The 25,793-nt window shown below is 67.2% G+C and carries 27 protein-coding genes; 21 read left to right on the top strand and 6 right to left on the bottom strand.

Features of this window, described 5'->3' with window-relative positions:
* Positions 1-228: 228 nt before the first annotated feature.
* Positions 229-1,215: a tripartite tricarboxylate transporter substrate binding protein gene (locus A9974_RS01575; RefSeq protein WP_183002437.1), complete on the bottom strand. Its 987-nt coding sequence runs from the start codon at positions 1,213-1,215 to the stop codon at positions 229-231.
* A 553-nt stretch (positions 1,216-1,768) separates the two neighbouring features.
* On the opposite strand from A9974_RS01575, the gene A9974_RS01570 reads away from it, so the two are divergent.
* The 17 genes from A9974_RS01570 (at position 1,769) to A9974_RS01490 (ending at position 18,229) form a co-directional block, all read left to right on the top strand.
* The gene (locus A9974_RS01570; RefSeq protein ID WP_183002436.1) at positions 1,769-4,684 is read left to right on the top strand and encodes a monovalent cation/H+ antiporter subunit A; all 2,916 of its coding nucleotides are present in this window, start codon (positions 1,769-1,771) and stop codon (positions 4,682-4,684) included.
* The gene (locus A9974_RS01565; RefSeq protein ID WP_183002435.1) at positions 4,684-5,028 is read left to right on the top strand and encodes a Na+/H+ antiporter subunit C; all 345 of its coding nucleotides are present in this window, start codon (positions 4,684-4,686) and stop codon (positions 5,026-5,028) included. Before A9974_RS01570 ends, A9974_RS01565 begins: the two co-directional genes overlap by 1 nt.
* Positions 5,025-6,656, top strand: coding sequence for a monovalent cation/H+ antiporter subunit D (locus A9974_RS01560; protein ID WP_183002434.1), 1,632 nt, complete (start codon positions 5,025-5,027; stop codon positions 6,654-6,656). Before A9974_RS01565 ends, A9974_RS01560 begins: the two co-directional genes overlap by 4 nt.
* Entirely contained in the window at positions 6,656-7,138 is a 483-nt protein-coding gene (locus tag A9974_RS01555; protein ID WP_029953604.1) for a Na+/H+ antiporter subunit E, read from the top strand. Before A9974_RS01560 ends, A9974_RS01555 begins: the two co-directional genes overlap by 1 nt.
* Entirely contained in the window at positions 7,135-7,416 is a 282-nt protein-coding gene (locus tag A9974_RS01550) for a K+/H+ antiporter subunit F (RefSeq protein WP_006394683.1), read from the top strand. Before A9974_RS01555 ends, A9974_RS01550 begins: the two co-directional genes overlap by 4 nt.
* Entirely contained in the window at positions 7,413-7,754 is a 342-nt protein-coding gene (gene mnhG, locus A9974_RS01545; RefSeq protein WP_183002433.1) for a monovalent cation/H(+) antiporter subunit G, read from the top strand. The genes A9974_RS01550 and mnhG overlap by 4 nt, the downstream gene beginning before the upstream one ends.
* Before the next feature lie 151 nt (positions 7,755-7,905).
* A complete protein-coding gene (locus A9974_RS01540; protein WP_255467965.1) occupies positions 7,906-8,388 on the top strand; it encodes a hypothetical protein in 483 nt (160 codons plus the stop codon).
* Between the two features lie 115 nt (positions 8,389-8,503).
* Positions 8,504-9,352, top strand: a complete 849-nt coding sequence (locus A9974_RS01535) for an HAD family hydrolase (RefSeq protein ID WP_183002432.1) — start codon at positions 8,504-8,506, stop codon at positions 9,350-9,352.
* A 10-nt stretch (positions 9,353-9,362) separates the two neighbouring features.
* On the top strand, positions 9,363-9,854 hold the full coding sequence (tadA, locus tag A9974_RS01530; protein WP_183002447.1) for a tRNA adenosine(34) deaminase TadA: 492 nt from the start codon (positions 9,363-9,365) through the stop codon (positions 9,852-9,854).
* On the top strand, positions 9,851-10,948 hold the full coding sequence (locus tag A9974_RS01525) for an LD-carboxypeptidase (protein ID WP_183002431.1): 1,098 nt from the start codon (positions 9,851-9,853) through the stop codon (positions 10,946-10,948). The genes tadA and A9974_RS01525 overlap by 4 nt, the downstream gene beginning before the upstream one ends.
* A gap of 144 nt (positions 10,949-11,092) precedes the next feature.
* Complete coding sequence (locus tag A9974_RS01520) at positions 11,093-12,697, top strand: ABC-F family ATPase (RefSeq protein ID WP_183002430.1); 1,605 nt, start codon at positions 11,093-11,095, stop codon at positions 12,695-12,697.
* Positions 12,698-12,779: 82 nt separating this feature from the next.
* Positions 12,780-13,997 (top strand): MFS transporter, encoded by a 1,218-nt coding sequence (locus tag A9974_RS01515; protein WP_183002429.1) that lies wholly within the window; start codon positions 12,780-12,782, stop codon positions 13,995-13,997.
* Positions 13,998-14,117: 120 nt separating this feature from the next.
* Positions 14,118-14,888: an ABC transporter ATP-binding protein gene (locus A9974_RS01510; protein ID WP_183002428.1), complete on the top strand. Its 771-nt coding sequence runs from the start codon at positions 14,118-14,120 to the stop codon at positions 14,886-14,888.
* A gap of 73 nt (positions 14,889-14,961) precedes the next feature.
* Complete coding sequence (locus tag A9974_RS01505; protein ID WP_183002427.1) at positions 14,962-15,960, top strand: ABC transporter substrate-binding protein; 999 nt, start codon at positions 14,962-14,964, stop codon at positions 15,958-15,960.
* Positions 15,957-16,730: an ABC transporter permease gene (locus A9974_RS01500; RefSeq protein ID WP_183002426.1), complete on the top strand. Its 774-nt coding sequence runs from the start codon at positions 15,957-15,959 to the stop codon at positions 16,728-16,730. Before A9974_RS01505 ends, A9974_RS01500 begins: the two co-directional genes overlap by 4 nt.
* A 32-nt stretch (positions 16,731-16,762) precedes the next feature.
* Positions 16,763-17,578, top strand: coding sequence for a transporter substrate-binding domain-containing protein (locus tag A9974_RS01495; protein WP_183002425.1), 816 nt, complete (start codon positions 16,763-16,765; stop codon positions 17,576-17,578).
* A gap of 63 nt (positions 17,579-17,641) precedes the next feature.
* Positions 17,642-18,229 carry a YigZ family protein gene (locus tag A9974_RS01490; RefSeq protein ID WP_183002424.1) on the top strand — a complete coding sequence of 196 codons (588 nt, stop codon included), beginning with the start codon at positions 17,642-17,644 and terminating at the stop codon, positions 18,227-18,229.
* A 62-nt stretch (positions 18,230-18,291) separates the two neighbouring features.
* Here A9974_RS01490 and A9974_RS01485 read toward each other — a convergent pair whose 3' ends face one another.
* Entirely contained in the window at positions 18,292-18,666 is a 375-nt protein-coding gene (locus A9974_RS01485; protein WP_006388150.1) for a co-chaperone YbbN, read from the bottom strand.
* Between the two features lie 147 nt (positions 18,667-18,813).
* A complete protein-coding gene (locus A9974_RS01480) occupies positions 18,814-19,803 on the bottom strand; it encodes an LLM class flavin-dependent oxidoreductase (protein ID WP_183002423.1) in 990 nt (329 codons plus the stop codon).
* Between the two features lie 235 nt (positions 19,804-20,038).
* Here A9974_RS01480 and A9974_RS01475 point away from each other — a divergent pair, with 235 nt between their 5' ends.
* Both A9974_RS01475 and A9974_RS01470 read left to right on the top strand, forming a co-directional pair.
* Positions 20,039-20,791 (top strand): DUF6597 domain-containing transcriptional factor, encoded by a 753-nt coding sequence (locus A9974_RS01475; protein ID WP_255467963.1) that lies wholly within the window; start codon positions 20,039-20,041, stop codon positions 20,789-20,791.
* 188 nt (positions 20,792-20,979) lie between these two features.
* On the top strand, positions 20,980-21,336 hold the full coding sequence (locus A9974_RS01470; RefSeq protein WP_183002422.1) for a VOC family protein: 357 nt from the start codon (positions 20,980-20,982) through the stop codon (positions 21,334-21,336).
* A 45-nt stretch (positions 21,337-21,381) separates the two neighbouring features.
* Here the strand turns inward: A9974_RS01470 and A9974_RS01465 are convergent, their stop codons facing one another.
* Positions 21,382-21,822: a helix-turn-helix domain-containing protein gene (locus tag A9974_RS01465; protein WP_183002421.1), complete on the bottom strand. Its 441-nt coding sequence runs from the start codon at positions 21,820-21,822 to the stop codon at positions 21,382-21,384.
* A gap of 39 nt (positions 21,823-21,861) precedes the next feature.
* Here A9974_RS01465 and A9974_RS01460 point away from each other — a divergent pair, with 39 nt between their 5' ends.
* On the top strand, positions 21,862-22,383 hold the full coding sequence (locus tag A9974_RS01460) for a DUF2938 domain-containing protein (protein ID WP_255467962.1): 522 nt from the start codon (positions 21,862-21,864) through the stop codon (positions 22,381-22,383).
* A gap of 85 nt (positions 22,384-22,468) precedes the next feature.
* Here A9974_RS01460 and A9974_RS01455 read toward each other — a convergent pair whose 3' ends face one another.
* The gene (locus A9974_RS01455; protein ID WP_183002420.1) at positions 22,469-23,761 is read right to left on the bottom strand and encodes an NCS2 family permease; all 1,293 of its coding nucleotides are present in this window, start codon (positions 23,759-23,761) and stop codon (positions 22,469-22,471) included.
* Positions 23,762-23,869: 108 nt separating this feature from the next.
* Between A9974_RS01455 and tsaD the strand changes: the two genes are divergently transcribed.
* Positions 23,870-24,904, top strand: coding sequence for a tRNA (adenosine(37)-N6)-threonylcarbamoyltransferase complex transferase subunit TsaD (gene tsaD / locus A9974_RS01450; RefSeq protein ID WP_183002419.1), 1,035 nt, complete (start codon positions 23,870-23,872; stop codon positions 24,902-24,904).
* A gap of 62 nt (positions 24,905-24,966) precedes the next feature.
* On the opposite strand, the gene plsY is transcribed toward tsaD, so the two are convergent.
* Positions 24,967-25,608, bottom strand: a complete 642-nt coding sequence (gene plsY, locus A9974_RS01445) for a glycerol-3-phosphate 1-O-acyltransferase PlsY (RefSeq protein WP_183002418.1) — start codon at positions 25,606-25,608, stop codon at positions 24,967-24,969.
* Positions 25,609-25,793 lie beyond the last annotated feature (185 nt).

Here is a 25,793-nt window from a genome sequence, read left to right as displayed (position 1 = left end):
GGTAGCAGAGGGGGCAAGACCTGCCCCGCCCCAGAGGAGCGAGGCAAGAATAGCCGTCCGGCCGCCCGAAGGCCGGCCAGCCCCATCCGGCCAGCAAATGAAGCCGTGCGGAATCGGAGCCTGCAACGGCGCGTCGCAAGAATAGCCGTCCGGCCGCCCGGCCGCCCGAAGGCCGGACAGCCCCCTCGGGGGGCAGCAAGCGCGCAACGCGCGCGCGGCGTGGGGGTACTAATTCGTGGACTGGATGTTGCGTTCCTTGGCAATGCGCTGGCGCAGCTCCAATTCACGCTTGATCTGCGCCGCGTACTCGGCCGGCGTGTTGCCGTCCACCAGCGAACCGCCATCGGCCAGGCGCTGGATGATCTTGGGGTCCTTCAGCGCCTTGACGGTGGCGTCGTGGATGCGGTCGATCACGGCTTGGGGCGTGCCGGCGGGCGCGACGAGGCCGTACCAGGCCATGTTGTCCATTTCCGGCAGGCCGCCTTCCTTGAACGTGGGCACGTCGGGCAGGGTGGGCAGGCGGCTGGGCGCGGCCACGGCCAGGGCGCGCAGCTTGCCGGCCTGGATGTGGGGCATGGACGAGGGCAGGTTGTCGAACTGCGCGTTGACCTGGCCGGCGATCACGTCGTTCAGGGCCGGACCCGAACCGCGGTAGGGGACGTGGACCATGTCGGTCTTGGTCAGCGACTTGAACAGTTCGCCGTCCAGGTGGCCGATGCCGCCGGCGCCCGACGAGGCGTAGCTGTATTTGCCCGGGTTGGCCTTGAGCAGGGTGACGAACTCGGCCAGCGACTTGGCCGGCACCGACGGGTTCACCGTCAGCACGTTGGGCACGTTCACCATATTGGTGATGGGCGCGAAGTCCTTGAGCGGGTTGTAGGGGTTCTTGGGGTTGGTGGCCGGGTTGGTGGCCATGGTGCTGACGGTGGCCACGCCCAGCGTGTAGCCATCAGGGGCGGAGCGCACCAGGGCGTCGGCGCCGATCGAGCCGCCGCCACCGCCGCGGTTTTCCACCACCACGGCCTGGCCGAGCTCGCGGCCCAGGCCTTCGGCCACCACGCGCGCGACGATGTCGGTGGTGCCACCGGCCGCGAACGGAACGATCAGGCGGATGGGCCGGTTGGGGTAGGCGTCGGCGGCCTGGACGGCGGAACTAAAGCAGACGCCTGCGATGGCGGCGGCCAGGACGGCCTTGGCTTGGGACAGCACGGTCAAGAGTCTTCTCCATATTTTTTGAATTCCGACCCGGCCGGCTTCGATGGCCAGCGTCGGTGAAGCGCGCCTTGCTCGGATGCTGGCTTGGCCAGCGCTTCGTGGGCGCCATTCCACACACTTCCGGGTAGCCGGTCAATCGGGATTCCCCCTGCTGCCGTGGGGGTATTTTTGCCGGCCCGGCGTATGTTGAAAATAAGGGTCGAAGCCGGAAAAAACGTATGCTGACAAGAACTTGAACGCACTCGGCGAGGATACGGATGCGCAATCATTGCGCAGCGATCGTGCTGTCTTTAGCTCGGTACGCGCATAAATCTCTGCATAACTTACAAGAATCTGATATTTTTCGGATGAGATTCTTGGCCGGTCTTGCAAGAAAACTATTGCGTTTGTTTCTGTCCGCGCCGTTCAATGGGCGTTGGTTGAAGTCCCCGCGGGGCAACGTGTAGTGCAGCGACGCACCGGGCCAGGGTTCCGTCCGTTTTTCAATCCCCGGTCTGTTTCGTCTCTCGCTCACCACGCTGGCGGGAGGGGGCCCGGACATTCTCGGAACGCCATGTCGCTGATACTGATCCTCGCTCTGCCGTTTGCCGGCAGCCTGTGCGCCGCGCTGCTGCCTTCCAACGCCCGCAATGCCGAGGCCTGGTTGGCGGGCATCATCGCCCTGACCTGCGCAGTTCTTGTCGGCAGCCTCTATCCCCAAGTTGCCAATGGCGGCGTAATCCGCGTGGACATGCCCTGGGCGCCCGCGCTGGGGCTCCAGTTCTCGTTGCGCATGGACGGCTACGCGTGGTTGTTCGCGCTGATCGTCTCGGGCATGGGGGCGCTGGTGGTGCTGTACGCCCGCTATTACATGTCGCCGGAAGACCCGGTGCCGCGCTTCTTCTCGTTTTTCCAGGCCTTCATGGCCGCCATGCTCGGCGTGGTGCTGTCGGGCAACCTGATCCAGCTGGTCATGTTCTGGGAAATGACCAGCCTGGCTTCGTTCATGCTGATTGCCTACTGGCACCACCGGCTGGATGCCCGCCGCGGCGCGCGCATGGCGTTGACGGTGACCGGCGCCGGCGGGCTCTGTCTGCTGGCCGGCGTGCTGATCCTGGGCCACATTGTCGGCAGCTACGACATGGACCGCGTCCTGGCCGCCGGCGACCTGGTGCGCGCCGACCCCTGGTACCCGGCCGTGCTGGTGCTGGTGGCGCTGGGCGCGCTGACCAAAAGCGCGCAGTTCCCATTCCACTTCTGGCTGCCCAATGCCATGGCCGCGCCCACGCCGGTGTCGGCCTATCTGCACTCGGCCACCATGGTCAAGGCGGGCGTATTCCTGCTGGCGCGCTTCTGGCCGGTGCTGGCCGGCACGGATGAATGGTTCTGGATCATCGGCGGCGCGGGCCTGATCACGCTGGTGCTGGGCGGCTATGCCGCCATCTTCCAGCAGGACATGAAAGGGGTGCTGGCGTATTCCACCATCAGCCACCTGGGCCTGATCACGCTGCTCCTGGGCCTGAACAGTTCGCTGGCGCTGGTGGCGGCCGTGTTCCACATGGTCAACCACGCCACCTTCAAGGCCTCGCTCTTCATGGCGGCGGGCATCGTCGACCACGAAACCGGCACCCGCGACCTGAGCCGGCTGTCCGGCCTGTACAAGGCCATGCCGATCACGGCCACGCTGGCCATGGTGGCGGCGGCGTCCATGGCCGGGGTGCCGCTGCTCAACGGCTTCATCTCCAAGGAAATGTTCTTCGCCGAGACCACCTTCGTCAGCGGCGACTGGATCACGCGCATGGGGCTGCCGCTGGCGGCCACCGTGGCGGGGGCCTTCAGCGTGGCGTATTCGCTGCGCTTCATCCTGCAGGTGTTCTTCGGCCCGCCGGCCACCGACCTGCCGCGCGCCCCGCACGAGCCGCCGCGCTGGATGCTGTTCCCCAGCGCGCTGCTGGTGCTGATCTGCCTGCTCGTCGGCATCCTGCCGAGCGTGACCCTGGGCCCGTTCCTGGCCACCGCCGCGCAAAGCATCCTGGGCAAGGACATGCCCGAATACAGCCTGTCGGTCTGGCACGGCGTGAACCTGCCGCTGGTCATGAGCTTCGTCGCCATGACCTCGGGCGTGCTGCTGTACCTGGCGCTGCGCGCCCACCAGCGCGCCAATCCGGGCCGCGTGCCGTTCATTTACCGCCTGGACGGCCGCCGGTCGTTCGAAACGCTGCTGGACGGCTCCAGCGTCGCGGCCGCCTGGCTGCTGCGCTGGCTGGCCTCGTCGCGCCTGCAGGTGCAGATGCTGCTGATCGTGCTGGGCACGCTATTCGTGGCCTGGCTGCCGCTCAGGGCCGGGGGCTGGCTGGACGGTACCGGCCGCATGGCGGCGGTGGATCCGGCGTTCGCGCTGCTGTGGCTGGTGGGGGGCGTCTGCGCGGTGGCCGCCGCATACCAGGCCAAGTACCACCGGCTGGCGTCGCTGGCCCTGGCCGGGGGCGCGGGCCTGATCACCTGCCTGACCTTCGTCTGGTTCTCCGCGCCCGACCTGGCGCTGACGCAGCTGTCGGTGGAAGTCGTCACCCTGGTGCTGTTGCTGCTGGGCCTGCGCTGGCTGCCGCGCCGTATTGAGCAGGACGAAGACGAAGGCCTGGGCGCCACGCTGCGGGCACGCGGCCGTCGCTTGCGCGACTTGCTGATGGCCACCGCCGCCGGCACCGGCATGGCCGCGCTGGCCTACGCGGTGCTGGTGCGCCCGCAAGGCGACACCATTTCCTCTTATTTCGTCGACCGGGCGCTGCCGGACGGCGGGGGCACCAATGTGGTCAACGTGATCCTGGTGGATTTCCGCGGCTTTGATACCTTCGGTGAAATCACGGTACTGGGCATCGTGGCGCTGACGGTCTATGCGCTGCTGCGCCGTTTCCGGCCCGCCGCGGAAAGCGCCGACCTGCCGCGCCAGCAGATCGACCAGGACGGCCCCGTGCCCGCCGCGCCCGACATCAAGTCCGTCGTGCCCACGGGTTCCACAATGGTGCCGACGGTGCTGGTACGCCTGCTGTTGCCCACGGCCGCGCTGATTTCGGTGTACTTCCTGCTGCGCGGCCACAACCAGCCGGGCGGCGGTTTCGTCGGCGGGCTGATCTTTGCCACCGCCGTCATCCTGCAATACATGGTGGGCGGGGTGTACTGGGTGGAATCGCGCAGCCGCCTGAATCCGCAGAACTGGATCGGCATCGGCCTGCTGTTTGCCGGCGCCGCGGCGGTTACGGCCTGGCTGGCCTACAAGCCGTTCCTGGCCGCGCTGTCCTGGGACATCGCCTTGCCGCTGGTGGGTCACGTGCACCTGTCCAGCGTGCTGCTGTTCGACCTGGGCGTCTACATGCTGGTGGTCGGGTCCACGGTGCTGGTGCTGGTGGCGCTGGCTCACCAATCGCTGCGCGCGCAACGCAAGGCGGCCGCCGAAAGCCAGGCAGCCGCTGCTCAAACGGGGGAAGCCTGATGGAATTGATTTACGCCGTCGCGATCGGCGTCTTGGCGGGCTCGGGCGTCTGGCTGCTGCTGCGGCCACGGACGTTCCAGTTCATCATGGGCCTGTCGCTGGTCTCCTACGCGGTCAACCTGTTCATTTTCGGCATGGGCCGGCTGACCTCCGGCCGCCCGCCGGTGATCGACCCGGCCATGGCCCATGATCCTTCCTGGTACGCCGATCCGCTGCCGCAAGCGCTGGTGCTGACGGCGATCGTGATCGGCTTTGCCACCACCGCGCTGTTCCTGGTGGTGCTGCTGGCCTCGCGCGGCTTGACGGGCACCGACCACGTCGATGGACGGGAGTCCCAATCTTGAGTTTCTGGCTTCAACATCTTCCTGTATTGCCCATCATCACGCCGCTGCTGGCCGGCGCCGTGATGCTGCTGCTGGCCGATACCAGCCGCTACACGCGCGGCGCCATCGCCACGGTCTCGACGCTGGCCCAACTGGTCTGGGCCATCGCGCTGCTGGCCGTGGCCGGCGGCGCGGTGCCGGGCGTCTGGCCCGACGGCGTGGGCGTCTACCTGGTGGGCGACTGGCCCGCGCCGTTCGGCATCGTGCTGGTGGTCGACCGCCTGGCCGCCGTCATGCTGACGCTGACCGCGGTGCTGGGCCTGGCGACGCTCACGTATTCGCTGGCCCGCTGGGACCGCGCGGGCGTGCATTTCCATTCGCTGTTCCAGTTCCTCCTGATGGGCTTGAACGGCGCCTTCCTGACCGGCGACCTGTTCAATCTGTTCGTGTTCTTCGAGGTCCTGCTGGCGGCGTCCTACGGCCTGCTGCTGCATGGCTCGGGCGTGGCGCGCGTCAGCGCCGGCCTGCAGTACATCGCGGTCAATCTGGTCGCGTCGTTCCTGTTGCTGATCAGCATTGCGCTGATCTACGGCGTGACCGGCACGCTCAACATGGCCGACCTGGCACTGCGCGCGGGCAACCTGACCGGCTCGGACCGCATGCTGTTCGAGGCCGGCGCCGCCATCCTGGGCGTGGCCTTCCTGGTCAAGGCCGGGGCGTGGCCGCTGAACTTCTGGCTGGTCAAGGGCTATGGCTCGGCCAGCGCGCCGATCGCCGCCATGTTCTCGATCATGACCAAGGTCGGCATCTATGCGCTGCTGCGCATCGGCTCGCTGCTGCTGCCTACCGGTGCACCGGCCGCCTTCAGCCTGGACTGGATGTTCGCCGCCGGCCTGGCCACGCTGCTGTTCGGCGGCCTGGGCCTGCTCGCCACCCAGCAGTTGGAGAAAATGGTGGGGTACTGCGTCATCGTCTCGGCCGGCACGCTGCTGACCGCGCTGGGCATGCCCGGCGTGACACTGACGGGGCCGGCGCTGTTCTACCTGATCAGCTCGGTGCTGACCACGGGCGCGTTCTTCCTCTTGGCCGAACTGATCGAACGCACGCGCAGCTTCGGCGCCAACGTGCTGGCGGTCACGCTCGACGCCTTCGACCTGGATGACCCCACCTCGGTCAACCGGTCCGACGACGTCGTGGGCGTGGCCATTCCGGCTGCCATGGCGTTCCTGGGGCTGGCCTTCATCTGTTGCGCCTTGCTCGTGACCGGCCTGCCACCGCTGTCGGGCTTCGTGGCCAAGTTCTCGCTGTTGTCGGCCGCGGTGTCGGCGGCCAACGAATCGGCGCCGCCCATGGACGCCTGGATCCTGGTGGCGGCCGTGCTGGTGTCCGGCCTGGCCGGGCTGATCGGCCTGGGCCGTACCGGCATCCGCGTGTTCTGGGCCAGCGACGACCGCAGCACGCCGCGCCTGCGCGTGATCGAAGCGGGGCCGGTTGCCATCTTGCTGCTGCTCTGCGTGGGTCTGGCGGCCGGCGCGGGCCCGGTGTCGGCCTACCTGGACGACGCCGCCCGCTCGCTGGACCAACCCACCCGCTACATCGAAGCCGTCATGTCCGCGCAGACGGTACGCGCCACCCCGGGAGGAAGCTGATGCGCCGCCTTTACTTCCTTTTCCTGCCCGTCTTCCTGTTCGTCCTGTGGCTGGTGCTGAACGAAAGCCTGTCGGCCGGACAGATCGCCCTGGGCATCGCCCTGGCGCTGTGGTTCACCTGGGCCGCCTCGCGCCTGCGCCCCTTGCGCGCCAAGCCACGGCGCCTCTGGAAGGTGATTCCGCTGTTCCTGCACGTCACGCTGGACATTATCAAGTCCAACATCGCGGTGGCCAAACTCATCCTGAACCCGCGGCGCAATGATTTTTCGCCCGGTTTCATCATGATTCCGCTGACCATGCGCGAACCCCACGGCCTGGCCATGCTGGCCTGCATCGTCACCTACACGCCGGGCACCGTCTGGGTCGACCTGACCGACGACCATCGTCTCAAGCTGCACGTGCTGGACCTGCAGAACGAGGACGACTGGATCCGCCTGGTGCAAGACCGCTACGAGCGCCCCTTGATGGAGATCTTCGAATGAACGCCATACTGTATTGGGCGGCGTCCTTTGCCCTGGTGTGCTTCGCGCTGGGCATGGTGTTCGCCGCTATCCGCCTGCTGCGCGGACCCACCGCGCAAGACCGCGTGCTGGCGCTGGACACGCTGTACATCAACGGCATGCTGACCATGCTGGTGTTCGGCATCCGCTCGGGTACGTCCGTGTATTTCGACATTGCGCTGCTGATCGCGTTGTTCGGCTTTGTCGGCTCCACCGCCATGGCCCGCTTCCTGCTGCGCGGCGAGGTGATCGAGCCATGATCGAAACCCCCATCCCCCTGTGGGCCGGCATCCCCGCCAGCATCCTGCTGGTACTGGGCGGCCTGCTGGCGCTGACCGGCTCGGCCGGCCTGCTGCGGTTCCGCTCGTTCTATGCCCGCATCCATGCGCCGACGCTAGGCAATACCCTGGGTTGCGGCAGCGTGCTGGCCGCGTCCATCCTGGTGTTTTCGTCGCTGGCGGCGCGGCCGGTGTTTCACGAAGTGATCATTACGTTGCTGCTGGTGGTGTCCTCGCCGGTGACGGCGATGCTGCTGATGCGCGCGGCTACGTACCGTAATCGCCTGACAAAGGCGGATGCCGATCTGGACGCGCGCTGATTTTGCGTCGCACCATCTGATACTTAGGCTTACGTTTATGGCTTGCCTGACATGTCCCCTTTGAGGCATCGTGGGGTAGTTGTATCAAGCAAACGGTGTCAGGTCTTTCGGGGCCGCACCGTTCGGGTTCAATCTCTTTAAGGAGCTGACCATGAATGTACGTCCCATGCATACCAAACGCCTCGCGGCCTCCCTCTGCGCGGCTGGCCTGATGCTGGCTGCCGGAGCGGTCCACGCGGCCGACCCGATCGGCCGCGCCGGCATCCAGGCGCAATACGAACAGGATGTGGCGGCTTGCAAGAACGGCAGCACCGGCCAGGAACGCACCGCTTGCCTGCGTGAAGCGGGCGCGGCGCGCCAGGAAGCCAACCGCAAGCAGCTCAGCGACGGCACCACCGAGCAGCACCAGCAGAACATGCTTGACCGCTGCAACCGTTTGCCTGCCGATTCGCGCCAGGACTGCATTACGCAAATGAGCTCGCCCACCCAGGTGCGCGGTAGCGTGCAGGGCGGAGGCGTGCTGCGTGAAACCGTGATCCAGGTGCCGGCCGGCACCGTGCCGCCGCCGCCCCCGGCCCCGGGCATGGCGCCCGCCCCGGGCATGGCCCCGCCGCCGCCGGCGATGCGCCCGTAAATGCGCCGATAAAAGGCGGCCAGATCGCCTTTGACGGCCTGACCGCGTCCCTTCAAGGGCGACAGCCGCCACATTCAGGCAAAATGGCGGCTGTCGCCCTTACTTACGTATATTCATGTCCGACGTTATCGCCCTGATTTTCGATTTCGACGACACGCTGGCCTCGGACAGCACGTCCGGTTTCCTGGACAGCATCGGCGTGGACACGGCGTCGTTCTGGAAAGACGAGGTCGATCCGCTGCTATCCAAGCAGGACTGGGACCCCGTACCCGCCTACCTGTACCAGATGATCCAGCTGTCCCGCGAGGGCAAGCATGGCCTGATCACGCAGCAGCGGCTGCAGGAGTGGGGCGCGCGGCTGGAATTGCACGACGGGGTCACCACGCTGTTCCAGCGCCTGCGCGCGGCCGTGCGGGCCGAGCAGCCGCAAGTGCAGCTTGAGTTCTACCTGATCTCCAGCGGCATCGGCGACGTGGTCCGCGCTACGCCCATCGCCCACGAATTCACCGAAATCTGGGCCTCGGAATTCGTCTACGGCGAAGACGGCGGCATTACGTTTCCGCGCCGCATCGTCAGCTTCACCGACAAGACGCGCTACCTGTTCCATATCCAAAAAGGCATCATCGGCCGCGATTTCCGCAACAAGCCGTTCGAGGTCAACCGAAAGGTGCCCGAAGACCGGCTGCGGGTGCCGTTCGACCAGATGGTGTTCGTCGGCGACGGCTACACCGACATTCCGTGCTTCTCGCTGATCCGGCGCGCCGGCGGTTTCGCCTTTGGCGTGTGGGACCCGAAGCACCGCGACAAGCGCAGCCGCGCCTGGGGCTTCATCGAAGAAGGGCGGGTCTCGAACCTGAACCAGGCTCGCTACGACGAAAACGCCGAACTCTACCAATGGCTGGAAGAGGCGGTCACCAGCCTGGCTGGCCGTATTGCGCTCAAGTCGCGGGTGTACCGTGGTTGATCCGGTTGCCATGGCGGCCGAGCCGCCCTGGACTGCGCAGGACGCCCGCTACATGGCGCTGGCGCTCGAACAGGCGCAGGGCGCCTACGACATCGGCGAAGTGCCGGTGGGCGCGCTGGTGGTCTCGGCCCAGGGCGACATCCTGGGGCGCGGCTACAACCGCACCATCATCGACCACGATCCCACCGCCCACGCCGAAATCGTCGCGTTGCGCAGCGCCGCCAAAGCGCTGGCAAACTACCGCCTGCCTGGCATCACCGTCTACGTCACGCTGGAGCCCTGCGTCATGTGCATCGGCGCCATGCTGCACGCCCGGCTGGCCCGGGTGGTGTTCGGGGCCTACGACCCCAAGACCGGCGCCTGCGGCAGCGTGCTGGACGTGGGCTCGGTGCCCAAACTCAATCATCACACTTCAGTCACCGGCGGCGTGCTGGCCGAACCTTGCGGCGAGCTGCTGCGCCGGTTCTTCCGCGAACGCCGCGCCAAGGAATCCATCGCATGAGCAACACCCCAGGCGCCAAGGCGCGCGGCGCGAAAAAGAGTCAGGCCGCGTCGGCTCCGGCCAGCAAGGCCTCCAAGGCAGCCAAGCCCAGGGCCGACGTCCACGCCGGCCACGATCACAACCATGATCACGCGTGCGGCGAGGCCTGCGGCCACGACCACAGCCATGATCACCAGCCCGGCCACGTCCACAGCTTCCCGGACGCCCGCGGCATCTACCTGATCTCGCCGTCGTCCGCGGTGCGCGATCCCCAGACCGTCGAGCTGGCGCGCGAACGCCTGGCCGGGCAGGGCTTCAAGACCGCGCTGGACCGCACGGCGTACGCCGAACACCAGCGTTTCGCCGGCACCGATGCCCAGCGCCTGGCCAGCCTGACGCGCGCGGCCAAGCAGAAGCTGCCGATCGTCATGGTGACGCGCGGCGGCTACGGCATGGGCCGGCTGCTGCACGCGGTCGACTGGAAGGCCATGGCCGACAGCGGCAAGCGCTTTGTCGGCATGAGCGACTTCACCGCCTTCAACCTGGCGTTGCTGGCGCAGACCGGCGCGGTCAGCTACACCGGCGCCACCGCCATCTATGACTTCGGCGGAAAAAAGGTCGACGATCTGACTGAAGCGCTGTTCGGCGAAGTGATGCGCGGCGAGCTCGAAATCCTCAGCTTCGAAACCCAGGACGCCGACCCGGTCGATTGCCGTGGCATCCTGTGGGGCGGCAACCTGGCCATGCTGACCTCGCTGCTGGGCACGCCCTACATGCCCAAGATCCGCGGCGGCATCCTGTTCCTGGAAGACGTGGCCGAGCACCCGTACCGCGTCGAACGCATGCTGATCCAGCTGTGGCAGGCGGGCATCCTGGCCAAGCAGAAGGCCATCGTGCTGGGCCGTTTCTCGGACTACAAGCTGGCGCCGCACGACAAGGGTTACGACCTGCACGAAGTGGTGGCCTGGCTGCGCAAGACGGTCAAGGTGCCGGTCGTGACCGGCCTGCCTTATGGCCACGTAGCGACCAAGGCAACCTTGCCGATCGGCCAGAAGGTCGGCATCGCCACCGAGGCGGGCCTGGCCCATCTGGTACTGGACGAACACCACCACTAAGCCAACGATCCGTCACGGATTTCCTGCCGCCCGGCCCGCGCCGGGCGGTTTGCCGTCCAGGCTTGGTACACTATCGGGTTTCGCCAGACGCGTGCCCGTGCGCCGTCCGGGCGCAACTCATTCCCATCCGCAGCCAAAAACACCGTGATATCCACCGCCAATCTCACCATCCAGTTCGGTCCCAAGCCCCTTTTCGAGAACGTCAGCGTCAAGTTCGGGGAAGGCAACCGCTACGGGCTGATCGGGGCCAACGGGTCCGGCAAGTCGACGTTCATGAAGATCATCGGCGGCGACCTGGAGTCCTCGGCCGGCAACGTCTCGCTGGAACCCGGCGTGCGCCTGGGCAAGCTGCGCCAGGACCAGTTCGCGTTCGAAGACCTGCGCGTGCTGGACGTGGTCATGATGGGCCACACCGAGATGTGGGCCGCGATGTCCGAGCGTGACGCCATCTACGCGAATCCGGAAGCCACGGAAGACGACTACATGCGCGCGGCCGACCTCGAGGCCAAGTTCGCCGAATACGACGGCTACACCGCCGAAGCCCGCGCCGGCGAACTGCTGCTGGGCCTGGAAATCGCCGTCGATCAGCACAACCTGCCGATGCGCGAAGTGGCGCCGGGCTGGAAGCTGCGGGTGCTGCTGGCGCAGGCGCTGTTCTCGAATCCGGACGTGCTGCTGCTGGACGAACCGACCAACAACCTGGATATCAACACGATCCGCTGGCTGGAAAACGTGCTCAACAGCTACCAGAGCACGATGATCATCATCAGCCACGATCGTCACTTCCTGAACCAGGTCTGCACCCACATGGCTGACCTGGACTACGGTGAAATCCGCATTTATCCGGGCAACTACGACGACTACATGCTGGCCTCGACCCAGGCCCGCGAGCGCCTGGTGTCCAACAATGCCAAGGCCAAGGAACGCGTGGCCGAACTGCAGGACTTCGTGCGCCGCTTCGCGGCCAACAAGTCCAAGTCGCGCCAGGCCACCTCGCGCCTGAAGCAGATCGACCGCATCAAGGCCGAACAAGTCGTGGTCAAGCCGTCGTCGCGCCAGAACCCGTACATCCGCTTCGAGCAGAACAAGGTCATGCACCGCCTGGCCGTCACGGTCGAAAACCTGACCAAGGCCTACGACGCGCCGGTGATCCGCAACTTCTCGGCCATGGTCGATGCAGGCGAAAAGATCGCCATCATCGGCGCCAACGGCGTGGGCAAGACCACCTTGCTGCGCCTGCTGGCCACCGAACTGGCGCCGGATTCGGGCAGCGTGAAGTGGTCCGATAATGCCGACCTGGGCTACATGGCCCAGGACGTATCCGATCAGTTCCTGCAAACCGACATCAACCTGCTGGACTGGATGGGCGACCATCGCCAGCCGGGCGATGACGACCAGTCGATCCGCTCGGTGCTGGGCCGCCTGCTATTCTCGGCCGACGACCTGCCCAAGGCGCCCAAGGTGCTGTCCGGCGGCGAAAAGAACCGCATGACCTTCGGCCGCCTGATGCTGGGCCGGCACAACGTCATGCTGCTCGACGAGCCCACCAACCACCTGGACATGGAATCGATCGAGTCGCTGCAGTTCGCGCTGGAAAAGTACGAAGGCACCCTGGTTTTCGTGTCGCACGACCGCGAATTCGTCTCGGGCCTGGCCACTCGCGTGATCGAAATCCTGCCCTCGGGCGAGATCGTCGACTACCGTGGCGGCTACGAAGACTACCTGTCCTCGCGCGGTATCGAGGCCTGATTTCAGCTAGCCGAAATCCTGCTGGGCTATCATCCGGGTAAACCCTGGTGTCTCGGTGACACCAGGTTCCACCCCGGTAGCCATGTCTCCCACACCCCACACCACGCCCGACGGCGCGCCGATCGGGACGGTCGCATTGACCGCGCGCATCGTCGCGATCGCCTTTTTCACCTTCATCTGCTATCTGGCCATCGGCCTGCCGCTGGCCGTTCTGCCGGGCTACGTCCATAACCAGCTGGGTTACGGCTCGGTGCTGGCGGGGCTGGCGATCAGCGTGCAGTACGTGGCCACGCTGCTAAGCCGTTCGCACGCGGGCCGCATGGCCGACACGGTGGGCCCGAAGCAGACCGTGGTGATCGGCATGGCGGCCTGCGCCGCCAGCGGCGTGTTCCTGCTGCTGGCCTATGCCTTTGAACGCAGTGCCTGGCTCAGTCTGACCGCCATCATCGTCAGCCGTCTGGCGCTGGGGTTCGGCGAAAGCTGGGTGGGTACGGGGTCGGCCACTTGGGCGATCGCGCGGGTGGGGCCGCTGCACACGGCGCGGGTCATTTCCTGGAACGGCATCTGCACCTACGGCGGACTGGCGCTGGGCGCGCCGTTGGGCGTCTACCTGGAAACCGAATGGAGCATGGGCGCCTTGGGCGGCACTGTGTTGCTGCTGGGCCTGGCGGGCCTGGGGCTGGCGCTGGCGCGCGCCGCGGTGGCGATCGTGGGCGGCCACCGCATGGCGTTCAAGAGTGTGGTGCTGCGGGTGTTCCCGCACGGCATGGCGCTGGGGCTGGGTTCGGTGGGCTTCGGCACGCTGGCCGCCTTCGTGGCGTTGTATTACGCCAGCTTTTCGTGGGAGGGCGCGGCCCATGCGCTCAGCGCGTTCGGCTGCGCGTTCATCGGCGTGCGCCTGCTGTTCGCCGGCACCATCACGCGATTCGGCGGCTTCCGGGTGGCCCAGGTGTCGTTCCTGGTCGAAGCGGCTGGCCTGGCGTTGCTGTGGCTGGCGCCGAATCCCACGGCCGCGCTGCTGGGCGCGGCCCTCACCGGTTGCGGCTTCGCCTTGGTGTTTCCCGCCATCGGGGTCGAGGCGGTGGCGCGCGTGCCGGCCGGCAGCCGCGGGGCGGCGCTGGGCGCCTATTCGGCCTTTCTGGACCTGGCCCTGGGCGCCACCGGGCCGGTGGCCGGCTACATCTCGGGGGGCTTCGGCTATCCGGCCATCTTCCTGGCAGCAGCCGTGGCGGTGTTGCTGGGCTTTGTGATCGCCTACGGCCTGCAACGCCATGCCTCACGGGCCGAGGCGGCCGCGTAAGCGGCAATGGCGCGTCCTATATAATCAAAAGCATTAAAGACATTCAATATTGATCGTTTGAATTCATATAACGAATTGTTAGATTAGGCCCGTTCCCCACGCGCGCCCACGATTCGTTCCATGAACCTGACCTTCGATCACGTCCACAAGCATTTCGGCGACCTGCCGGTCGTGGATGGCTTTTCCAGCGAATTCAAGACCGGCGAGCTGGTCGCACTGGTCGGCCCGTCGGGCTGCGGCAAGTCGACCTTGCTGCATCTGGCCGCCGGTCTGGAACAGCCGACGCAAGGGCAGGTGCTGGCCGATGGCAAGCCGGTGGCCGGCCCGCATCCCAGTCGCACGTTGGTATTCCAGGAACACGCGCTGTACCCGTGGCTGACGCTGGAAGACAACGTGGCCCTGGCGCTGGAATTCCAGAACACCCCCAAGAAGCGCGCCCGGCAAGCGGCACGCGAATGGCTGGCGCGCGTCAGCCTGGCGGGTTTCGAACACTACTATCCCCACCAGGTTTCCGGCGGCATGCGCCAGCGCGCGGCGTTGGCGCGCGCCTTCATCGCGCAGCCCCAGACCATGCTGATGGACGAACCCTTCGGCGCGCTCGACGCGCTGACGCGCCTGTCGCTGCAGGATGTGCTGCGACAGCTGATCGCCCAGGAAAAACCCACCGTGCTGCTGGTGACCCACGACGTGGACGAAGCCTTGTTCCTGGCCGACCGCATCGTGGTGTTCAGCCCGCGTCCGGCGCGGGTGCTGCGCGAGTTCAACCTGGCGCATCGCACCAAGACGCACGACTTGTCCGACCTGGCCGCCGAGAAGCGCGAAATCCTGCGGCTGCTTGGCATTGCGGTCGACGGATCGGTGGCCCACACCGACCTGGCCCTGGCCGCCTGACCCGATTCGATTTTCCGATTTGCGGACGGCGCCCGGAGGCGCTGGCCATCCCTGATTCCTTGGAGCTTTTCCCATGAAATTCAAGCAATGGCTTGTACTGCCGCTGGCCGCGGCGCTCTTGGCTTCGGCACCCGCCATGGCCGCCGAGAAATTCCGCGTAGGCTATCTGCGCGTGATGGACGATGCGCAGGCGATCGTGGCGCAAGAGGGCGGCTACTACAAGAAGGCCGGCCTGGACTCGGAGCTGATCGAATTCAAGTCGGGCACCGACCTGATCAAGGCCATCGTCGGCGGCCAGCTGGACATTGGCGTGCTGGGCTTCACCAATGCGGTGGCCTGGGCCTCCAAGGGCGCGGACCTGAAGGTGGTGGGCGGCGCGCAGCAGGGTTACCACTCGCTGATCGTGCGCGATGACTCGGGCATCAAGGACATCGCCGGCCTGAAGGGCAAGACGCTGGCTTCGCAAGCCGAAGGCAGCACCGCCGACGTGGTGCTCAAGGGTGTGGTGCTCAAGCAGGGCAACCTCAGCGCCGACGACGTCAACGTGATGGGCGTCAGTCCGGCCGTGGCGGTGCAGTCGCTGGTCGGCAAGCGCGTCGACGCCGCGTTCCTGTTCGAGCCCTATGACCGCATCGCGCAGTTGGTGGCGCCGGTCAAGCAGATCTACGAAGTGGGCCAGGCCTGGCCGTTCCCGTGCATGGTGGTGATCACCTCCGGCGAAACGCTGGCCAAGCGCAAGGGCGATGTCTGGAAGGCGCTGGACGCGCAGAACCAGGCCATCACGCTGTTGCAGAAGGAACCCGCGCAGGCCTCCAAGCTGATCGCCTCGTACTTCATCGCCGAGCCTACGCTCAAGACGCTGCATCGCGGCGAACTGCCGCGCGAGACGGTCATTGCCGAAGCCATCAGCACGCAGGTGTTCACGCCCAAGCTGACCGACAAGGACACGCGCCGCATGCAGGAGATCGCCGACATCCTGCAAGCCCAGGGTTCGCTCAAGACGCGTGACGGCAAGCCGTACGACGTGTCCAGCATCGTCGACCTGTCCTGGCAAGAGGCTCGCAAGCTTTGAGCGCTTCCACCCGAGTCACCGGCGCCCGCAAACACCTGGCGGGCGTGCTGGGCGTTGTCTTCATCCTGGCGCTGTGGCAGCTGGCCGCGTTCGCCTTGCCCGATTTCCTGATGCCCGGTGTGCCGGCGGTGGTGCAGCGCCTGATCGAAGACCTGGGCAAGACGTCGTTCCACCAGAGCCTGATGGGCACCCTGGGCCGGCTGGGCGCGGGCTACGGCCTGGCGCTGGCCGCCGGCATCGGCTTTGGCCTGGTGGCGGCAGTGCTGTTCTTCTTTCGCGAAGTGCTGCGCAGCGCCATCGTCATCCTGCAATCGATTCCGTCGATCGCCTGGGTGCCGCTGTTCCTGATCGTGATGGGCTTTGGCAACACGCCCATCATCGTGGTGGTGGCGCTGTCGGCCTTTTTCCCGGCGGCGCTCAGTGTGATGAACGCCACCGAGTCGGTGCAGCGCGTGCACGTGTCGGCCGCCCGCGTCATGGGCGCCACGCCCTGGGGCCTGGTCAAGCGGGTCTACCTGCCGGCCGTGATGCCGGAACTGATCACCGGCGCCCAACTGGCGTTCGGCAATGCCTGGCGCGCGCTGATCTCGGCGGAAATGCTGATCGGTTTCGGCAAGGGCCTGGGCCGCTCGCTGGCGTATTCGGGCGAGATCGCCGACATGACCGGGGTGATGACGAACATCCTGGTCATCGCCGTGCTGGCGGCCGTGATCGACCAGTTCGTGCTCGAGCGGTTGAAGCACCGCCTGCTGCGTTACCAATACGTGTGAGGCTTGCGATGACGCGCCGTGCTCCACGGACCATGCTCGCTACCGCCTTGGTGGCCACCATGGCCGCCGGTCTGACCGCCGCCGCCGGCCCCGTGCCGGCGGACGGCCTGGCGGCGGCGCGCCAGCGCGGCGAGCTGGTGGTGGGGGTGCCGTACCTGGCGCCCGCGCCCGTGGCCGGCGCCAAGATCCGCACACCGGAAGGCCTGGACGCCGCCATGGCGGAAAAGCTGGCGCAAGAACTGGGCCTGCCGTTCAGCTTGCGCCAAGTGGCGGCCGCCGATGCGGCGCGCTTGCTGGCCGCAGGCGAGGTCGACGTGGTGCTGGCTGACCGCAGCCTGCCGGCGGCGCAACCCTTGCCCGCGGACGTCGCCGCGCTGTCCACGGGCTACGCCGCCCGCCCCAAGGCCGTCATCCGCAGCGATACCGCGATGCGCCGGCCGGCGGATGCGCGCGGGCGCAGCGTCTGCATGGCCGAGGCGGCGGTGGGCGCACAGGCGCTGGCGCAAAGCTGGGGCGCCGTCGTGCGCACCTACCGCGTGCCGTCCGATGCCCTGGTGGCCGTGCGCGAAGGCAGTTGCGACATCGGCCTGATCGATGACGCCGTGTGGGAGCCGCTGATGCGCTTTCCCGAATGGAAGAAGTTCTCGGCCACCGTGGCCGCGGATGGCGCCCGCCACGAACGCGTCTGGCTGTTGCCGGCCAAGGACACGGCCACCCAGGCCTGGCTGGGCGAACGCATGCGTGAGTGGTCGCGCGCGGGTGCCTGGAAGGCGCTGCCCGCCAAGTGGGCGCGCGATGTGGCGTTTGACGTCTACCTGGACCAGGAAGTGGCCGACTGCCACGGCTGATACCGGCCTGGCGCGGGTCAGTGGGTCCAGGCCAGCCCGCGCCAGCACTTACAATGCCGGGCTATGACGTACACGCTGACCGCTGCCTGCTCCCACCAGGAAGACATCAAGAAAAGCCGCTTTGCCGCGCACGCCGCACCCGTCGCCAGCGTCGACGAGGCCCTGCGCTTTTTCGCGGCCCACAACGATCCCGAGGCTACCCACAACTGCTGGGCCTACCGCATCGGGCAGGAATACCGCTTCAATGATGATGGCGAGCCCGGTGGCACCGCGGGCCGGCCGATCCTGCAAGCCATCGAGGGGCAGGACATGGACCGCGTGGCGGTGCTGGTGGTGCGTTGGTTCGGCGGCGTCAAGCTGGGGGCGGGCGGTCTGGTGCGCGCCTATGGCGGTTGCGCCGCCAACTGCCTGCGCAACGGGCCGCGTACCGAAGTGGTGGACCTGGCCACCATCGCGTGCCATTGCGGCTTTGCGGAACTGCCGCTCCTGAAGTCGCGGCTGGCGCAAGCCGGTGCATCGATCCAGCAGGAAGACTTTACCCACGACGGGGTGACGTTGCGCTTCACGGTGCCGCGCGCGGCCGTGGCCGAACTGGAGCGCACGGCCGCCAACATCACGCGCGGCCGCGCGGCCTGGGAGGTGTTGGGCTGAACACGGCTGGGCTGAATGCCGCGCCGCGCAATGCAACAAGGGCCCCGTGGGGCCCTTGTGATTTACGCGTCCTGGCTATCCTGGGCCGCGGCGATTTCCTGGTGGACCTTTTCCATGTCCACTTCCTTGATCTTGGCGAGCAGCTCGTTGAGCTGGCCACCGGACAAGGCGCCGGGCTGCGAGAACAGCAGGACCTTTTCGCGGAACACCATCAACGTGGGGATCGAACGGATGCCCAGCGCGCCGGCCAGTTCCTGTTCGACGTCGGTGTTCACCTTGGCGAACGTGACGTCGGGATGCTCGGTGGCGGCCTGCTCGAACACGGGGGCAAACCCACGGCAGGGGCCGCACCACGGCGCCCAGAAGTCGACGATCAGGGTGCCGTCGGGCGTAATGGCTTCCTGGAAGCTGTCTTTGGTGAGTTCAACAATACTCATTTTGGGGTCCTTGCCGCTGGCGCGGCGCAAAAAAGTCGATGTCAGAGGTCCAGGGGGGCCTGCCCCGGACCTGATTTGGCGACGCGGGATCGCCGGTGCCCGCAGTCCATAGTAGAGCGGGGACGTGCCGCGTCGCAATGGTTGGCGTCACTTCAGCGATGCGACGATCTCGAATGAACGCAGGCGATCGGCGATGTCGTAGAAGTCGGAGACGATCATGACTTCATCGGCTTCGGTTTCGGCGACCAGGGCTTCCAGCCTGCGCTTGACGGTTTCGGGGCCGCCCACGATGGCCGCGCCCAGTCTTTGATTGACGGCCTCGCGTTCCCATTCGTTCCACAGTCCGTCCATGCTGTCCACGGGCGGCTGCAATTGCAGGCGGTTGCCGCGCACCAGCGACAGGAACTTGAGCTGCTGCGTGGTGGCTTGGCGGCGGGCGGCCTCGTCGGTTTCGGCGGCCACCACCGGCACGCCGATCATGGCGTAGGGGCGGGCCAGCGTTTCCGACGGCTTGAACAGGTGCCGGTACAGCCGCATCGCGGCCATGCCTTCAGGCGAGAAGTGGCCCGCGAACGAGAAGGGCAGGCCAAGCTCGGCCGCCAGGCGGGCGCTGAAATCGCTGGAGCCCAGCAGCCAGATCGGGATGTCCAGGCCTTCGCCGGGAATGGCGCGCACGGGCTGTCCGGGGCGTGAGGGCGCGAGAAAGCCGCGCAACTCCTCGACCAGCGCCGGAAACTCCAGACCGCTGCGCGGACCGCGGCGCAGCGCGTGCTGCGTGGCGCCGTCGCTGCCGGGCGCGCGGCCCAGGCCCAGGTCCATGCGGCCGGGGTACAGGGTTTCGAGCGTGCCGAATTGTTCGGCGATGATCAGCGGCGCGTGGTTGGGCAGCATCACGCCGCCCGAGCCCACGCGCAGCGTGGTGGTGTGCGAGGCGATATGGCCGATCAGCACCGCCGTGGCGCTGCTGGCCACGCCGTTGATATTGTGGTGCTCGGCCAGCCAGAAGCGCTTGTAGCCAAGGCGTTCGACGTGCTGCGCCACCGCGACGCTGTTGCGGAACGCGTCGGCGGCATCGCGGCCTTGCACGATCGGGGCCAGGTCCAGCACCGAAAAGGGAATGCGGGCCAGGGCGCTCATGCGCGACGCTCGGCGCAGAAGGCGGAACAGGAAGAAACCATCGGGTAGCGGCGCAAGATTGACTCCATAGTCCTATATACATGGGGAGTGTATCGGCGAATTCAACCATGTCCGCCAGCAACCATGAGGGCCGCCGGGTTGATAGCGCCGGTCAATGGCGGCCATTGGCCATCGGGCTGGCGAGGCAGGCCAGCCGTACCGGTATAGTGGTCATGTCGATTCTTCCGCTCGCCCCATGATCGCCCGTTCGCACACCGCTGCTTCCCGTCCCGACGAGTTGCCGGCTATCGCCGGCATGACCGGGGCCTATCGCGAAACCGCGCCGCTTGCACCGCTGCGCGCCCATTTCCTGTGCGCCTGGTCAAGCGAACTGGCGCCCGGACAGAGCGGCGACGTGGCCGTCCTGCCCGACGGCTGCGTGGACATTCTGTGGGTGGATGGGCGTCTGTGCGTGGTGGGCCCCGATGTCGTGGCCGCGCGCCCGCAACTGGCGTCTGGCGCCCGCGTGCTGGGCCTTCGGTTCCAGCCGGGCGCGGCGCGCAGCTGGTTGGGTGTGCCCCTGTCCGAGCTGGTCGGGCGCAGGGTGGGCCTGGACGACCTGTGGGGCGACCGCCGGGCGGGCCAGGTCGCCCAGCGCCTGCGCCATTGCGCCACGCCGGACGGCCAGATGCGCGTGCTGCAAGACGCCTTGGCGCGGCAGGCTGTGCGCGAGTACGACGCGCTGGCGCCGGCGGCGTCATCGCGGCGCGCCGCGCTCCTGTTCAGCAGCCTGGCGGCGTCCGACCTTGCCGGCCTGGGTACGGGCGAGGCCCTGGGCCTGAGCGCGCGCAGCCTGCGCCGTCTCTGCCTTGATCACTTCGGTTATGGGCCAAGATGCTTGAGCGCATCCTGCGGTTGCAACGTTTCGTGGGCCTGTTGCGGCACGCGCCTCAGGCGGGCCTGGCTGGCCTGGCGATCCAGGCCCACTATGCCGACCAGGCGCATCTGAGCCGCGAAGTGAAAGTGCTTTGCGGCATGACGCCATCGCAACTGCGGGCCCAGGCGGCGGTGTAAGGCGGACCGGCGCGCGCCTGTGGCGGGGATGAGCGCCTGCGCAGCCTTGGCCGTTTTGTTCAAGACGCGCGGTCTGGTTTCAGCGATCATCCGGGTTCATTTTCCATTTCGCGGGAGATCCCCATGGGCGCCAGAGGCAAGAACCACCAGATCGACAACATCGAATTCAATGTGGCCGATATCGCCCGCAGCAAGGCGTTCTACGGCGCCGCGTTCGGCTGGACCTTTACCGACTACGGTCCCACGTACACCGAATTCACCGACGGTCGGCTGGCCGGCGGCTTGACCACTGGCGAACCGGTGCGGCCGGGTGGCCCGCTGGTGATTCTGTACGCCGACGACCTGGCGGGCGCGCAGCAACGCGTGCAAGCCGCGGGCGGGCGCATCAGCCGCGCAGCGTTCGGTTTTCCCGGTGGGCGGCGGTTCCATTTCATCGATCCTGACGGCTACGAGCTGGCGGTGTGGACGGCGGCGGCGTAGGCGGTCGGTGCCAGCGGCGGGGCGGTGTGATGCGGCGTTGACGCCTCAGCGGCCCGCGGCGTTGCGGCGCGGCTCGCCAAGCCCGGCCGTGCTGCGCTTTAACCGACCCGCCGCGGCCGCCTTCAGCAAGCGCTGGAAGGTCGGGCATTGCGCATGGTTGGCGGCCGGGCATTGCGCGGCATGGCGCAGCCCCTGGCTCATGGCACGCAGGCGTTTGATGGTGGCGTCGATGTCGTCGGCCTTGGCCAGCAGCACCTGCCGGTCGACCTGTACCGCGCCATCGGCGCGCAGCATGGCGCGGATGTCATCCAGCGACAGGCCGCCGGCCTGGCCCAGCGCAATCAGCGCCAGTTGATCCAGCACGTCCGGTGCGAAGCGGCGCCGCTGGCCGGCCGGACTGGTTGCCGCGATCAGGCCCTGCTTTTCGTAGTATCGCAGCGTGGACGCTGCCATGCCGGTGCGCCGGGCCACTTCGGAAATGTCCATGAAACCCCTGTTGACTTGAAGTTGACTTCAACTTCTATCATGCCTGCCATCGCAGTATTCATCAATCGCAAAGGACTGGGCATGAACGAGGCGGCAGGGGTGGTGTGGGTGGGGGTCGGCGCGACGGTCGTGATGGACGGGTGGTCGTGGATATTGAAGGGCCTGGGTGTGCCGACGCTGGACTATGCCTTGGTGGGGCGCTGGGCCGGCCATCTGGCCCGGGGCCGGTTCGCGCACGCGGGCATCGGGCGGTCGGCACCGATACGCGGCGAGGCGGCATTGGGCTGGGCGATTCACTACGCTGTCGGGATCGCGTTCGCGGCTTTGCTGGTTGCGATGTGGGGGACGGGGTGGCTGCACGAGCCCCGCCTGCTGCCGGCGCTGGCCGTCGGTGTCGCCACCGTCGTGGTGCCGCTGTTCGTGATGCAGCCGGCGATGGGGGCGGGATTTGCGGCATCGCGCACGCCGACGCCGCTGAAGAGTTGCCTGCGCAGCGCGGCCACGCATGCCGTATTTGGGCTGGGCATGTACCTGGCCGGCGTGCTGTGGCAGGCATGGTGACCTGGCGTTGCCAAAGAAAAACCGCCGCGGCCGGTGGCGGCCTGCGGCGGCGGGTCGCAAGCGGGCGGGGGCCCGCCGCATCGGCTTATTCCGGGAAGAACGCGTAGCGGATCACGAACAGGATCGCCACCAGCCAGGTGGCCGGATGCACGTCGCGCACGCGGCCCGTGGCGGTCTTGAGCACCACGTAGCTGATGAAGCCGAAGGCGATGCCGTTGGCGATGGAGTAGGTGAACGGCATGACCAGGGCCGTCAGCGCGGCCGGGGTGGCTTCGCAGACGTCGTTCCAGTCGATGTCGATCAGTTCGCGCATCATCAGGCCGGCCACGTAGAGCAGGGCGGGCGCGGTGGCGTAGGCCGGCACGGCGCCGGCCAGCGGCGAAATGAACAGCGCGGCCAGGAACAGCAGGGCCACGACCAGGGCGGTCAGGCCGGTGCGGCCGCCGGCCTGCACGCCCGAGGCGCTTTCCACATAGGCGGTGGTGCTGCTGGTGCCCAGCATCGAGCCGGCCACGATGGCCGTGCTGTCGGCGAACAGCGCGCGGCCCAGGCGGTTGGGGCGGCCTTCAGGCATCAGGCCGGCGCGCTTGGCCACGCCAACCAGGGTGCCGGTGGCGTCGAACACCTCGACCAGCACGAATACCAGGATGACGTGCACGAAGCCGGTGTGCAGCGCGCCCAGGATGTCCATCTTGAACAGCGTCGGCGACAGGCTGGGCGGCGCGGCGAAGACGCCCTTGAATTCGTTGTAGCCCAGCGCCATGGACAGCACGGTGACCACCAGGATGCCGATCAGGATCGCGCCGCGCACGCGCAGTGCGTCCAGCGAGGCGATGATGAAAAAGCCCAGGATGGCGAACAGCGGGCCCGGCGCGGTCAGGTCGCCCAGCGTAACCTTGGTGGCGGGATGGGCAACCACGATGCCGGCGCTGGACAGCGCGATAATGGCCAGGAACAGGCCGATCCCCGCGGCGATGGCGCTGCGCAGCGAATGCGGGATGCCCTTGACCAGCCAGACCCGGATGCCGGAGATGGTCAGAATCAGGAAGATCACGCCCGAAATGAACACGGCGCCCAGCGCCTGCTCCCAGGTGTAGCCCATGGTCTTGACCACGGTGAACGCGAAAAACGCGTTCAGGCCCATGCCGGGCGCCATGCCGATCGGCCAGTTGGCGATCAGCGCCATCACCAGCGAGCCCAGCGCGGCGGCCAGGCAGGTGGCCACGAACACGGCGTTGCGGTCCATGCCGGTGGACGACAGGATGTCCGGGTTCACGAAGATGATGTACGACATGGTCAGGAATGTCGTCAGGCCGGCCACGATTTCGGTTCTCGCGGTCGTGCCGTGTTCACGCAGGTTGAATAGCTTCTCCAGCATTCTTATCCCCAGGGTGCTTGCAGGCTCAGGTTGTCGGGCGAGGGCCTTGTTGCCCTCGACGATTTTGTAAACGGGCGTATTTTCGCATCAGTTGTAAACTCTGCCGCCATGATTATTCTCGGCTTTGAAAGCTCCTGCGATGAAACGGGCGTCGCAGCCGTCTGTACGGAACGCGGCCTGCTCGCGCATGCCCTGCACACCCAGATCGCCATGCACCAGGAATACGGGGGCGTGGTACCTGAACTCGCTTCGCGCGACCACATCCGCCGCGTGGTGCCGCTGACCCGCCAGGTGCTCGAAGAGGCCGGTCTGGCGATGTCCGACATCGATGCGGTCGCCTATACGGCAGGCCCTGGCCTGGCCGGCGCATTGCTGGTGGGCGCCAGCGTCGCGCAGTCGTTCGCCTGGTCGCGGCATCTGCCCGCCATCCCCATTCATCACCTGGAAGGCCACCTGCTGTCGCCGATGCTGGCGGACCCGCGGCCCGATTTCCCCTTCGTGGCGCTGCTGGTGTCCGGCGGCCATACGCAGCTGATGCGGGTCGACGGAGTGGGGCGTTACGAATTGCTGGGCGAAACCCTGGACGATGCCGCCGGCGAGGCCTTCGACAAGTCCGCCAAGCTGATGGGCCTGGGCTACCCGGGCGGCCCCGCGCTGGCGCGGCTGGCCGACAGCGGCGACGCGACGCGTTTTGACCTGCCGCGGCCCATGCTGCACAGCGGCGACCTGGATTTCAGCTTCAGCGGCCTGAAAACCGCCGTGCTGACCCGCGTCAAGGCGGCCGAACAGCAGGCCGGGGGCCTGGACGCGCAGACCCGCGCCGACCTGGCGGCGGCCACCCAGGCCGCGATCGTGGAAGTATTGGCCGCCAAGTCCATCCGCGCGCTCAAGCAGACCGGCCTGCGCCGGCTGGTGGTCGCGGGTGGCGTAGGCGCCAATCAGTTGCTGCGGGCCAAGCTGGCCGCGGCCCTCAAGCCCCTGAAGGCGCAGGCCTATTTTCCGCCGCTGGCGTTGTGCACCGACAACGGCGCCATGATCGCCTTCGCGGCGGCCGAGCGGGTCAAGGCGGGGCTGGTGACGCTGGATCCGGATGCGCACGGCTTCACCATCCGGCCGCGCTGGGACCTGGCCGATATCGCCTGAGGCTCCGGCCGGGCGAGGGGCGCCCGGCCGCCGGCCGGCCGGGAATGACTGCCGGCAGGGAATTACTTCTTCTTGCCGCCGCCGATGCGGCTTTCCGTGCCTTGCACCAGGCGCGTGATGTTGGCGCGATGGCGGTAGAACAGCATCACGCCAATGACCGCCAGCGCCACGCCCAGGGCGGGCTGGGCATACCAGGCCATGCCCGAGCCGAACACGTAATAGACCGGGGCAAAAAAGGCGGCCACCAGCGAAGCCAGGGACGAATAGCGGAAAAACACTGCGATGATGAGCCATGTGGCGGCGGTGGCGACCGCCAGCCAGGGCTGGATCGCCACCAGCACGCCCAGCGCGGTGGCCACGCCCTTGCCGCCCTTGAAGCCTAGGAAAATCGGGTACAGATGGCCCAGGAAGGCCGCCACCACCACCGCCGCCAGCGACCACGAGGCGATGCCGGGCGCCAGTTGCTCGGCCAGCCACACCGCGAACCATCCCTTGGCGGCGTCGCCCAGCAAGGTCAGCGCGGCGGCCGTCTTGTTGCCGGTGCGCAGCACATTGGTGGCGCCGGGGTTCTTCGACCCGTAGCTGCGGGGGTCCTGCAGCCCCATGAGCTTGCTGACTACCACGGCGAACGGCACGGAGCCGATCAGGTAGGCCAGCAGGGTGAGCGCCGCGGTGAACGCCAGGGAGGGTTCGGTGATCGCCATAGGGGTAGGAGGTCCGTTGTCGTTGTGTTGTTGTGGATCTTGATGGCTGCGGATTCTACCTCGGCGGCAAGTCGGACCGGCTACGGGTTATCGAGTGGCCAATCCGGGACAGATTGGCGCGCGGCCATCCGGGAGACCCCGGCGGACGGTACAATCCAGCCGGTTCACCCGCGTTTTTCTTTCTT

Source organism: Achromobacter sp. UMC71 (assembly GCF_014170305.1).
Lineage (GTDB): Bacteria > Pseudomonadota > Gammaproteobacteria > Burkholderiales > Burkholderiaceae_B > Achromobacter.
This window is presented reverse-complemented; position numbering and strand designations above follow the sequence as displayed.